9 protein-coding genes are annotated in these 12,705 nt (G+C 48.6%); 5 read left to right on the plus strand and 4 right to left on the minus strand.

Going from position 1 to position 12,705, the window contains the following annotated elements:
- On the minus strand, positions 1-2,790 hold the full coding sequence (locus GA0116948_RS19080) for a TonB-dependent receptor (protein ID WP_165798514.1): 2,790 nt from the start codon (positions 2,788-2,790) through the stop codon (positions 1-3).
- 318 nt (positions 2,791-3,108) lie between these two features.
- Between GA0116948_RS19080 and GA0116948_RS19085 the strand changes: the two genes are divergently transcribed.
- Complete coding sequence (locus GA0116948_RS19085; protein ID WP_123891844.1) at positions 3,109-3,705, plus strand: HD domain-containing protein; 597 nt, start codon at positions 3,109-3,111, stop codon at positions 3,703-3,705.
- A gap of 60 nt (positions 3,706-3,765) precedes the next feature.
- Here the strand turns inward: GA0116948_RS19085 and GA0116948_RS19090 are convergent, their stop codons facing one another.
- Both GA0116948_RS19090 and GA0116948_RS19095 read right to left on the minus strand, forming a co-directional pair.
- On the minus strand, positions 3,766-4,338 hold the full coding sequence (locus tag GA0116948_RS19090) for a pentapeptide repeat-containing protein (protein WP_089715194.1): 573 nt from the start codon (positions 4,336-4,338) through the stop codon (positions 3,766-3,768).
- A 61-nt stretch (positions 4,339-4,399) separates the two neighbouring features.
- Positions 4,400-4,942, minus strand: a complete 543-nt coding sequence (locus GA0116948_RS19095) for a TlpA family protein disulfide reductase (protein WP_089715196.1) — start codon at positions 4,940-4,942, stop codon at positions 4,400-4,402.
- 200 nt (positions 4,943-5,142) lie between these two features.
- Between GA0116948_RS19095 and GA0116948_RS19105 the strand changes: the two genes are divergently transcribed.
- From GA0116948_RS19105 to GA0116948_RS19120, 4 genes are all read left to right on the plus strand, one after another.
- Complete coding sequence (locus GA0116948_RS19105) at positions 5,143-7,713, plus strand: M1 family aminopeptidase (protein WP_240619237.1); 2,571 nt, start codon at positions 5,143-5,145, stop codon at positions 7,711-7,713.
- Positions 7,714-7,809: 96 nt separating this feature from the next.
- The gene (locus GA0116948_RS19110) at positions 7,810-9,183 is read left to right on the plus strand and encodes a hypothetical protein (RefSeq protein ID WP_123891845.1); all 1,374 of its coding nucleotides are present in this window, start codon (positions 7,810-7,812) and stop codon (positions 9,181-9,183) included.
- 194 nt (positions 9,184-9,377) lie between these two features.
- A complete protein-coding gene (xth, locus tag GA0116948_RS19115) occupies positions 9,378-10,154 on the plus strand; it encodes an exodeoxyribonuclease III (RefSeq protein ID WP_089715202.1) in 777 nt (258 codons plus the stop codon).
- 305 nt (positions 10,155-10,459) lie between these two features.
- Positions 10,460-11,017 carry a YciE/YciF ferroxidase family protein gene (locus tag GA0116948_RS19120; protein WP_089715203.1) on the plus strand — a complete coding sequence of 186 codons (558 nt, stop codon included), beginning with the start codon at positions 10,460-10,462 and terminating at the stop codon, positions 11,015-11,017.
- Between the two features lie 238 nt (positions 11,018-11,255).
- Here the strand turns inward: GA0116948_RS19120 and GA0116948_RS19125 are convergent, their stop codons facing one another.
- Positions 11,256-12,692, minus strand: coding sequence for a TolC family protein (locus GA0116948_RS19125; protein WP_089715205.1), 1,437 nt, complete (start codon positions 12,690-12,692; stop codon positions 11,256-11,258).
- Positions 12,693-12,705: the final 13 nt, after the last annotated feature.

Here is a 12,705-nt window from a genome sequence, read left to right on the forward strand (position 1 = left end):
TTACCGGATATTGAAAATAAGTTCTGCGCTGTAAGTAGGTTGCCCGTTGTAGTAGTCGGTGCCGGTCAGCGTTCTGTTAACCGGGCGAATGAAAAACACGTTGTAGGCGCTGAAGGAAAAACGGAGGTAATCGCCTATTTCCTTGCTGAGCCGCAATTGAACGTTTGGATATACAAAAGACGGGGTGTAGGTAACCGGGCTATTGTTTTCGTTCAGTTGTATTAGGTGTGCATACTCCGCAGAGCGGGCCTGTTCCGGCGTAAGTGCGAAGTAGCGCATGTCTTTGGTGTAATACCCCACCGGGTATATGCTGGAAGGCAGCAGCTCCGAACGGTTCACCCAAAACAGTTCGCCGGTTAGCATCACCGCCATGCGCAGGGCAGGGATGTGGGTGGTGCTGGTAAGAGTGCTTTTAATGTTAGAAGCCCTGGTAGCCGTAGCACTGAACACCCCATAGGTGGCGGTAAGATCGTAGCGGGGATTGTCTGTTTTAATGGAGGAGAAATTGCTTTTCGTATACGTAAGGTAGTAAGCAGTGGTGAAGTTAAAAGACGTTTGTAAAGCGCGGATCTTGCGGGTACTCAGCATTATTTCCAAGCCCTCCGAACGGTCATAGCTGCCGTTTTGCATACGCTGGTAGCTGGCCACGTAATGGGTGGTAGTGCCATCTGGCGTATAGGTGGGATGGCCGCCGGCTACGGGGGTCACCGTATAGTTGGGCAGGTCTAGCGGCACCAGTTCACTAATGGCAGAAAATCCATTAGCCGACACGCGGTGAAATCCGTATAACGATGCCTGCAAGGGACCTGCATCGAGGTTAAAACCTGTTTCGTAGGTGACACTGCGGTAAGGTTTAATGGGCAGGTTTTCCAGTTTTTGTACTTGGGTGTATACGAGGTAAAGGCTTTCGGTAGAAGAGCCATTGTATACGCTGACCATGGGAACGTCTATGTACACATTGCCTGGGCTTACCTGCGATAAGGAAGGCGCTTTGGTGGCAATGCCGTAGGCAGCATTCCAGCTCAGGTTTTGGGCGATCCGGTAGTTCATGCTTAGCCGGGGCGACAGGGTACTGTATTTATTTTGGAGGTCGTTACGCAGGCCCAGATTCAGGCTGAGTGGGCGTTGTAGCAGCAATGTATTAAGAGTATTTTCCAGGTACACGCCTGCATTTGCCAGGGCAGGCAGGTCGCGGTAGGAGCGCATGCGGTCGTTGGTATAATTATTCCCCGCAAAGCGTGGCCGCGATGGATCTATCAATATACCGGGGCCACGGTTAGCGCTGTAACTGAAGTTTACACCCAGGGTATACCGGTAGGTGGTGTGCTGCTTCAGTTTAAAGCTGCTGCTGGCTTCCAGCCTGCCGCCTGCTGTTACCGGTTCGCCCATGATATGTTTTACCGATAAATAATAACCCGGTGCAAAATAACCTTCGTGTATGCCGGTGGTCATGGCATCGGATATGCCGATCACGGTAGTGGAGTTCAGGTAGCGCTGCTCGTAAGAGACTTGTTTGCCCCGGCTGTAATTGGCTTGTAGCGAGAGGGTATTGAGCCAGGTTTTTTTTACCTGCCACTCGCCACGGTTGTTCACGGAAAACAGTCGGTTGTTAAACCTCGACATTTGTTCTTCGCCCTGGTCGGGATCGCGTTTGGTTTGATCCAGGGTAGTGTTTACATCTAGGCTCAGCGTGTTGCGAAACCTGGAACGGCCTTTGGTTTGCACGGTCCATAACAGGCTGGCGGCCACCCGTTGATAGCCTTTTAATTTATCACGCGGATCGTCCAGGCTATTCAGGTAGTCGAAGCTGATATTCACTATCCCCATCCTTGGAGATAGCTGCACGCCCTTGTTGATGCCTAGATTTTGTGTGCCTTCGTTGGTGCGGGCGCTAATGCGCAGGGGGGTAATGCCAGCCTGGCGGTTTACAATTACTAAGCCAGTGGTATAATCACCATACCGCGCACCAGCGACGCCGGTTACTACTTCAATATTCTCCACGTTTTCTGCCGGTATACTGCGTAGGTCTATGCCATTATTGGCCTGGGCCATCGTGGCGTAACTTTTATACAAGGTACCATTGCGCGCGCCCCGGTCGGGCAGGAAACTGGATTCAGGATTTTGAGGGTTGTTGCCGCCGAAAAATCCCATGCGCCCAGGTCCCATGATTTGCATATTGGCATCGTTGGAAAGAGTGGCACCATCTATTTGCATGGATATCCCGAAGGCGTTATTGAGTGCGCTCACCGTGTTGGCCGGCACTACGGTGCGTAAGGTAAGGGCTTGTAAACTTTGGGTAGAAACGTTGGGCTTAAGGATGGTCTGTCCGGGCAAATAATCCAGCACATTGGCCAGGCTCAGGGCCTGGGTTTGTTCAATGGCCTCGCGGTCGAACTGTATAGAAGAATTAGAGGAGGCAGTTTTTTTGCGCACACCATTTACTTCCACATCGGGCAGTTTCAGGTTATCGTCTTTTAAAATAAAAACCGGCAGGGTAGCACTTTGCGGCCAGCGCACCGGCAGGGTCATGGTACGCTTGCCCACATAGCTGAAGCGCAGTACGGGCTGCCCGCTTGCGGGATATGCTGCCGGCAGCATTAAGGCAAAACTGCCATCGGCCAGTGTATAGGTTTTACTTTCTTCCGGCATTAATAACACCGATACATAGGGGAGGGGTTTTCCTTTTTCATCGGTTACCTTGCCCCGCAGTACGCCCTGCTGGGCATAAGCACTGGAAGCAACACCCAGTATTAGCAGTAAGATATAAGCAATAAATAGTGTCCTTCTCATCGTTGGCATAAGCAAAGGCGGCTCCCCGGTCTACAGCAAAAAATAGTCGCTGCAAAACTGCAAAAAGCGCCCCGCCCATCGCATCGGGATCGGGAAAAAGTTTTACGCAAAACGGAAAACCAATACCATTCCGGCAAAACCCTGCCTGCATATATGGGCTATGTGCTGTACACTGCGAGGCAGGTGTGATTACACCTAACCTGCACTGAGGGTAACTGCCAATGCCTGTTGCGCAGGGTTAACACCCTTTTATGAATCACCGGAATGGCTACTGCGGCTTCTTCAGAATTACCCCAAAATCTGCTGCTAATTTTAGCTATGCAAATGACGGATACGGCGCTATACGATATCGCCACTTATGTATGTGAGCTGTTTGAGCAGAACAACCAACCTTACCTCGTATATCATAATGCCCTCCACACCGCCGATGTGGTACTGCATGCTATTGAAATGGCCGCAGTGTATAAACTGGATGAATATAACCGTTTTATCCTGCTGGCGGCTGCATGGTTTCATGATACCGGCCATCTCTTTGCAGACATGGCAGTGCATGAAGCGGAAAGTATAACGATTATGCGCAACTATTTCTCCCGGCATTCCATACCAGCCGCCGTAACCGAGTCTATTGCAGGCTGCATACAAGCCACCCGCCTGCCAGCCCAGCCTCATAATTTACTGGAAGAAATTCTTTGTGATGCAGATACTTACCACCTGGGTACTTCCGAATTTCGGGAGGTAGACCAGCGTGTGAAAGAGGAGATGGAACTACGGCTGCAGACTACGCTGGTACACTGGCCGGAAAAAACGTTTACCTTTTTAAAATCCCACCGCTACTTTACCACCTACGCGCAAAAGTACCTACAGCCAGGTAAGATAAATCATATGCAACGCCTGCGTAAGCTGCAAAAGCTGTAAAGCACCGAAGCATTTGCAGGACAGTAATTACAGGCCCGCATGCAGCGATAGCCTATCTGCTTATACCACCTGTACTTCAAACCCAGCCAGCAGCCCCTCCACCGTATGCCGCGAAAACTTAGCCCTACGGACATTGTTACTAACCGGGTGTATCACGAAATTATAATTGGTGGAAAAATCCATGCCGCTCAGGTTTGTATCTGAAAACACGGCCTGGTCAAAATCGCAGTGCGTCATGATGGCTTTGGAAATATTGGCCATGGCAAAGTTGGCACCCTGTAGTTTGCAATCCTGGAATACGCTTTGGTGCAGCTTCATCCTTCCAAAGCCGGCGTATTGCAGTGCACATTGGTGAAAATGCAGCTCCAGTCCAAAATCCCGGGCCTCGGAGAAGTTGATGCCAATGAGTTTACAGTCTGAAAATCTTACGAGCTGTAACTTGGTGTTTTTTACAACAGCATTGCCGAGGTTACAGGCAGTGAAACGGCAGTCTATAAAAGTCAGGTTGGTAAGGCTGGAAAATATACAGTTCCGGAATTCTGTGAATTCAAATTCCGAATCGGGTAGGGGTATTTGGGTAAAATCTACTTTTTCTATGAGCTGGTAATCTGGTTGCGGTTTGGTGGTGCGCATATGTTGCTATTCTTTTATAGGCGGGTGCCGACTTGTTATTTTCTACGTATATAGGTTCCCGTTATGGCCGCAGGTAACGCGCTATCATTTTTTGAAGATGTATATCACTGGGCAAGGGCGCATCTTCAGAAATGATCCCACCATCCCGGCGCAGTAGCATGAAGCGGGGGATCAGGTTTATCCGGTAGTCTTTCAGAAAAGCAGAAGTACCGTGGTGCAGGAGTAAAAAGTTACACGCTGTATCCAGTTTTTCCTCCAGGCTGGCCCGCTTCCAGTCGCTTTGCCGGTTGTCCACAGAAATGGAGATGAAGTCGATAGACTGGCCGGCAAACTGCTGCTGTAGTTGTTTCAGCGCCGGCATTTCTGCACGGCAGGGGGCGCACCAACTGGCCCAGAAATCCAGCAGCACCAGCTGGCCAGTGCCTTCATGGATCACACTGGCCAGGGTGTGGGTGGTATCTTGGCGCAGGTTCAGCAATGTTTCCACACCTTGCAACCGCACAAAATAAATACTGGTATCATGGTCGGCAGCCATGCCACTGGCATGTTCCTTACCAGAAAACAGGCCGCACGCCAGTATAAACAGCACACAGAAAACGCGCATAAAACAACCATTAAAAACACACAATAAGCCGGACCATGCCGGCACTGTCCAGCTTTAAATATAGTAAAGTGTTGGCATTCTCATGACTTGCTGCCGGAAGATGCTGCCGGAAGAAAAGAAAATGGCAGGCCTCCATATCCGCATCGGTTGTGAAATCCCCTTGCGTCCCGTATCTTAGCGACTCTTCCAAAAAACATGGCATGAACAAAGCACTGATACTGGCAATGGCTTGTATGGCCCTGAATGTGTCGTCCAGGGCGCAGCAAAGCGGCGACTCAATAGCGCTGTTACCAGGCGTTTCTAACGAACTGGCCAGCTACCGCAGCACGGTATTAAATGATATTCATTATTCCCTCGATTTTAATATCCCCGCACAAAAGCGCGACGCCATCCATGCCACCGAAACAATTTCGTTCCGGCTTACGGACAGCCATGCACCCCTCTTTCTGGATTTTAAGCAGGCACCGGAATTTGTGCAGGCACTTTCAGTAAACGGGCATGCGGTGGTAGTAGATCTCCGGGAGGAACATATTATCATTGCCCCCCGGCACTTGCGTGCAGGCATTAATAAGATCGATATCCGCTTCACTGCCGGCGATGCATCCCTGAACCGTAACGAGGAATACCTGTACGCCCTCTTCGTGCCAGACCGCGCCCGCACGGTGTTTCCCTGCTTCGACCAGCCTGGCCTTAAAGCCCGCTTCCTGCTTACCCTGCGCGTACCCCACAACTGGAAGGTGCTGGCCAATGCAAGCCTGCGCGACTCCGTGGCCAGTAGCGATCAAACCATTTATCACTTTGCTGGCTCAGACCTGCTGCCCACCTACCTGTTTTCTTTCACCGCCGGTAAATACCACTTTGCCTCTGGCCCGGTAGGTACGCGCAAGGCCGATTTCCTTTACCGGGAAACAGATTCCGTAAAAATAAAACTCAGCCTGGACTCTATCTTTAAGGCCCACGAATACGCTATCAATTTCCTGGAACAATGGACCGGCATTGTCTTCCCTTTCCAGAAAGTAGGTTTCGTAGCCGTACCCGACTTTCAGTTTGGCGGTATGGAACACCCCGGCGAAGTGCAGTACAAAGCTGCCAGCCTGTTCTTAGACCAGGGTGCCACCAAAGACCAGTTCATTGCCCGTGCTAACCTCATCTCGCACGAAACTGCACATATGTGGTTTGGGGATATGGTCACCATGCAATGGTTCAACGATGTATGGATGAAAGAAGTATTTGCCAATTTTATGGCAGATAAGGTGACCGAAAAAGTTATGGGCACTGAAACCTTTCACCAAAAATTTCTGCTGGATCACTATCCCGCAGCATATGCCGTAGACCGTACCCCTGGCGCCAATCCTATTCGCCAGCCTTTGGCAAACCTCCAGGATGCAGGTTCGCTGTATGGCAATATCATCTATCACAAAGCGCCCATCGTTATGCGCCAACTAGAGCTGCTGATGGGGGCCGATAACTTTCAGCAAGGCCTGCGCGAATACCTGAAAACCTATGCCTACCGCAACGCGGCCTGGCCCGATCTTATAAAAATACTCAGCAAATATGCGCACCAAGATCTGGAGCAATGGAACGACGTGTGGGTAAACCAAACCGGTCGTCCTGTATTCACTTACCACCTGGAGCATAATGGCCCGCTGGTTACAAAACTGAGCATAGACCAGCAGCCCGAAACAGGTACTGCCCGCGTGTGGCCACAACATTTTAACATTACCTGCATGTATCCCGGCCATGATACGGTGATAGCCGTACAAACCAACGGCGCACACACCGAACTGGCTTTTCCCCAAGGCATCGCCACACCCAGTTATGTACTCTTTAATTCGGATGGAATGGGGTACGGACTATTTCCGGCAGACAGTAGCCTGCAGGAGCATCTCTTTGCCCTGCCCAATGAACTGCAACGCGCCGCTATTTACATCAACGATTACGAGAATATGCTGGCTGGCCGCTATTACAAGCCAGCGGACCTGCTGCAATTATTTACCAGCGGCCTGCCCGCCGAGCAAAATGAAATGAACCTGCGTTTGCTGGCAGGATATATTACCAGCACCTATTGGGAGTTTATCCCTGCGGTACAACGGGACTCTTACACGGGTAGGTTAGAAACAGCGCTGTGGGCGGCCATGGAGCAGCAAACGTTGCCCAACAATAAAAAGATATTATTCAAAGCCTACCAGGATGTTTACGCCAGTGCAGGCGCTCAGGCCCGCATATACGAGATCTGGCAAAACAAAAATCCGCCCCGTCAGGTAACACTCAACGAAGAAGATTACACTAACTTGGCGCTGTCTATCGCCCTTAAAACAGCTACTGCTACCCAGGTGATTGACCAACAACTAGCCCGCATCAGCGACCCGGATCGCCGCCAGCGCCTCCTGTTTCTGCAACCGGCCCTTTCACCAGATAGTACCGTACGCGATCATTTCTTTGCCTCCCTGGCAGATAAGCAAAACCGGCGCAAAGAAGCCTGGGTGATTGCTGCCCTCTATTACCTGCACCATCCCCTGCGCCAGCAGGTATCCGTAAAATACCTGCCCCAAAGCCTGGCGCTGCTGGAAGAATTGCAGCGCACCGGCGACATATTTTTCCCGCAATCGTGGCTGGCCGCCACTTTTGGCACCTACCAAAGTGCGGCTGCCTGGCAGGTGGTAACTACCTTCCTGAAGGAACACCCCAACTATAACCCCCGGCTAAAGAACCAGGTGCTGCAAACCACCGACAACCTGCGCCGGACACAGACCTTACTGCAGCAGCCATGACAGGGAAGAGGTACACAATATAGGCGAGGCCATAATAAAAAATATATTATAAATTAAAATAATTTAATATCTTCGTGGTGCTAATCCCTACTACCTATGACACTCAGATATTTGCTCCTGTTATGCATTTGCTTACTGGCGGGCGTTACCTGTAAAGTGGAAGATAGCAAGTCAAAGCCATCCAAACCGGCTGCCCATAAGGTGTTAGCTACATTGGTCCAGGCCCCTTCTCTTTCGTTTAGTCAGCCCCGTTACGGTGGTGGCGATCTTGCGTATATGGCGGATCACGACGATACGGTGGCGATTTTTTTACACGGTACTCCCTTCACTACCTATACTTTTCACCTAAGTAGCTCCGCTGGCCTTAAAAGCGGTGTAGATGCCACATTTGGCGGTACTTTCACCACCGATGCGGCAGGTGCTTATGCCTGGAAACAGCTATCCCTGCTACTGCTGGCTTACAGGGATGGTTTGCTTACGCTCCGCATTGCCAGCAGTATCCATCCAGCTGATACGCTGAGCGCCACTTCCCTGAAAGAGCAGTTCCTGGTTAAAAACTACCGCGACTTCCTGGCTATAGGTCAGGAACAGCAGGAAATGGATAGCAATGCTACTTTTGTGCAGGAAAACGACTTTGCTTTCCCCGATACCATTTTTCGCGATTCCCCCATTCCAGTAAAATTTTCTGGAACTTATAATGGCCAGGGTCATCTGATCTCCAACCTCACCATCGCCCCGGAATATACCGCCAAAGCCTCTACCGACGTAGCGTTGTTTGATACCCTGGGTGAAGGAGCGGTGTTGAAAAATGTGTGTCTGGTGCTTTCCAGCCAGGGCATCCAAAATCCCAATCCCAGTTCTTATACGGCGGGCCTGGTTACCATGCATTACGGCACTATCATGAATTGCAGTGTGAAGGGAAATATTGTGTTTACAGATCCTAACACGGGCATAGCCGGTGGTTTGGTAGCAGAAGCCAAGCATGCGCATATTGTAGGTTCTTCTTTCACCGGCAGGCTGGAAGGCAATAAGATCGCAGGGATAGTTGGAGATATGTTGTATACCGATGTAAATATGTGTTACGCCAATTTTGCGGCGAAAAGCGATGGCATGATCGCAGGCATTTTAAACTTCACTTACCTCGCCGATGCTACCATACCCACTTCTATCAGCAATTGTTATGTGCATTTCACTACCATAGAAGGTGCCGGTGCTGCCAATGCAGGTGCCATTGCCACCGATGAAATTCAAAACCGCATTATGCTGTCGGTGAGCAACTGTTACAGCAATGGCCCGGTAAAGCGGGATGATAGTACCATTCACTACCAACAGCTGAGTGAACTTAATGCAGTTATTGCGGCAGTGCAAGCAGGCCACCCCCCGCACTACATGACCGCCACGCCACCGCACAACAAGCCCTTCAAAGCAGCCCGTAACGCTACCCAGCCACCCCTGTTATGGTGGCAGTAAAAACAGAGATATAACATTTACTTACATGCAGGCGCGCGATGGCGGGCCTTTTTTTATAATCTGTACTTCTATAAAATGATACGGTCTGTAATAGCAGTCTATTTTTAATTGCTTATCCGGCACATTTATCCCATTTTTGAGGTTTATCCGGAAAGCAGGTCTATGCTGTCATTCCTTCAAAAAAATAAACCGTCATGAGAATAGCTACCTACAATGTAAACGGCGTAAATGGCCGGCTGCCGGTCCTTTTGCGCTGGTTAGCGGAAACCAGTCCTGATGTGGTATGCCTACAGGAACTAAAAGCCCCACAAGAAAAATTCCCGGAAGCAGCCATTAATGCCGCTGGTTACAAAGCCATCTGGCATGGGCAAAAAAGCTGGAACGGCGTAGCCATTCTTTCCCGTGAAGCACCCATTAAAGAACTGCGCCGTGTATTACCCGGCGATGAGGAAGACGCCCACAGTCGCTATATAGAGGCCCAGGTAGCGGGTATCGTGATTGGCTGTTTGTATTTGCCCAACGGTAACCCGGCACCAGGCCCCAAGTTCGATTACAAATTGGCTTGGTTTAAACGCCTGCAGACACATGCGCAAACTTTACTGGACCTCGGTACACCGGTGATACTTACCGGCGATTATAATGTGATGCCCACCGAGCTGGATGTGTACAAACCCGAGCGCTGGGTGGAGGATGCCCTGTTTCGCCCGGAAACCCGCGCAGCATTTAAAGCATTGGTGGAACAAGGGTGGACAGACGCTATCCGTACACTATATCCCGATGAAAAGATCTATACTTTCTGGGACTATTTCCGGGATGCCTATGGCCGCAATGCGGGCCTGCGCATAGATCACTTTCTGCTAAGCCCGCCAGTAGTACCCCGCCTCTTAAAAGCAGGCGTAGATAAAAACGTCCGGGGCTGGGAAAAAACAAGCGATCATGCGCCCGTGTGGATAGAAATAAAAAATAAATAGTACGCCGCCCACACACTTGGGGAGTGACTTGTACAACTGGCAAATATTTCCACATACATAGAAATATTCCTATGATACTATGTGCTTATGGAATGTTAAAATTATAAACCGGATGTCTGCGCTTATAATTCATATACGGATTGCTTTTGCTACACAGCGACACGTGGGTGTACCTGTGTTTGGTGAGAAAAAAAGAAACGTTTCCGGGAAATACGTATGTGTTTTGGCTGTCGCTCAATCTCCCGGTTTCATGTGGCCCCATTGTTGATTAATGGTATTAAAATCAACACCAAAAAATTAATACTATGACTACTAAAACAACTACCCGGACTAAATCCACTTCCAAAACCGGCAAGACTGGTAAAATGGAAAACTCAGAATTCCATCAGTTTTTTATAGATGAACTAAAAGATATTTACTGGGCAGAAAAACACCTGGCCACCGCCTTGCCTAAATTAGAAAAAGCTGCCACCAGTGAAGAGCTGAAAGCGGCCTTCCGCAAACACACGGAAGAAACCAAAGGACATGTAACCAATCTGGAAAAAGTATTTGAAATGCTTGGTGAAAAAGCAGCCGCCAAAAAATGCGATGCCATGGCCGGTTTACTGGAAGAAGCTAACAGCATTATTGAAGATACCGAAGAAGGCACCATGGTACGGGACGCAGGACTGATCCTGGCTGCACAGAAAGTAGAACACTATGAAATAGGTACCTATGGCACCCTGCGCACTTTTGCTGAATGTATGGGTCATAGCGATGTACAGCAAATGCTGCAGCAAACGCTGGACAACGAAAAAGCAACCGATGAAGCACTAACAGCAGTGGCCAAATCGTCTATTAACGACGAAGCCGTAGAAGAATAACCTGATGTCAATATTTTAAAGAAAAGCGCAATGGAATTAAATTCCTTGCGCTTTTTTACTTTACGCCCATTATAATCTAGTGGAACGTTTATACTTATAGCTATTGAGTATATAACCAGTTCAGCATGAAACCTACATTGGCTCGATTACAAATTAATATTAATAAAAAACACTAACCAGGAGTGGTCGGTGTATTGCTTAACCTACAATTGTTATGATAAGCGATAACAATAATTTTTTACTTCCAACCTCCTCCAAGAGATTGATATAATATGACTTCTGCACTTAAACGTTGACGTTGTAAACTGGCAAGGTTCAGGTCTGCCTGGAGTTTATTGATTTGTGCGGTGAGTACATCCAGATAGGTGGCATCCCCATTATTATAAAGCAATCCGGAGTTTTTCACTGCCTGCTCAAGAAAAGCTACCTGTTTGGAAATATGTAATTCCTGATTTTTTAGCTTATCTATCTGTGACAATGCATTGGAGACTTCAATTAAAGCGGATAAAACAGATTGCTTAAACTGTAACTCAGCTTGCTCTCTGGCTATTTTGGACTGTTGGTATTGCGTTTGCAGCCGTTTGTTCTGTAAAATAGGCTGTACGAGGGAGCCACTAGCAAGTCCAAACAAGGAACCCGGTATTTTAAACCAGTTACTGGCTTCAAAGGCATTTACGCCACCTTGGCCTGAAATACTTAAAGTAGGGTATAGGCTGGCCCTCGCCACATTTACCATAGCATGTGCCTGCATCAACGTCATTTCCGACTCACGGATATCAGGACGTTGACTTACCATGTTTACGGGAATTCCTACTGGCAGTTGAGCATGCAACTGCATGGATGAAAGTGTTGCCGTCCGTTCTATTTTTTGTGGATTTTGACCAGTGAGAAAAGATAATGCGTTTTCCTGTGCCAATAATTGTTGTTCTAGTAAAGGCAAGGAGGCTATCGCTTGTTCTTTCGCTGCTTCCAGTTGGTCTACAGCCAGTGTTGTTACGTTGCCGGCATCGCGTAAAAATGTGGTAACCCTGATTGAACTGTCGAAAAGGGAAATGCTTTTTTTCGTTATGTCCAGTTGCGCATCCAGCATCAATAGGTTATAATACCCCTGCGTTACATCAGATACCAATTTTGTTTTTACAGCTTTAACCGCTTCTTTGGATTGCAGATAGCTCGCCAGCGCGGCATCTTTCCGGCTCTTAATTTTGCCCCATATATCAGCTTCCCAGGATATGGAGAAATTGCTGTTATAATCTTCAATATAACTCTGCCCTAAAAATGTGGTGGTTGTCAAACCATTTAGGCTGTTATCTGAAGAGCGGGTAATGGAAGCCTGTCCTGCCGTAAGGCTCACGGTTGGTACATTCCCCCATTTAGCTTGTTTGAAAGCCTGCTGGGCATATGCTATTTGCTTTAACGCAATCTGCAGGTTATAATTTCTTGTTACACTGCTATCTATAAGCTTCAGTAATATAGTGTCTGTAAAAAAATCATGATAAGGAATCGTAGCTATACCGGAGTCGGATAAGTTGCTATCTACACTAGCACTATCTGTCCGGTATGTGTCCGGCAGATCCAATGCCGGTGTTTTATACTTGCTTGTTACGCAAGCGCTGGTACAACAGGTAAGCATAATAGCCCACAGCAACGAACCAGTTTTCTTATATTTATACATATCTGCCAATGTT

Origin of the sequence: Chitinophaga costaii (genome assembly GCF_900094705.1) — a bacterium.
GTDB classification, from domain to species: domain Bacteria; phylum Bacteroidota; class Bacteroidia; order Chitinophagales; family Chitinophagaceae; genus Chitinophaga; species Chitinophaga costaii.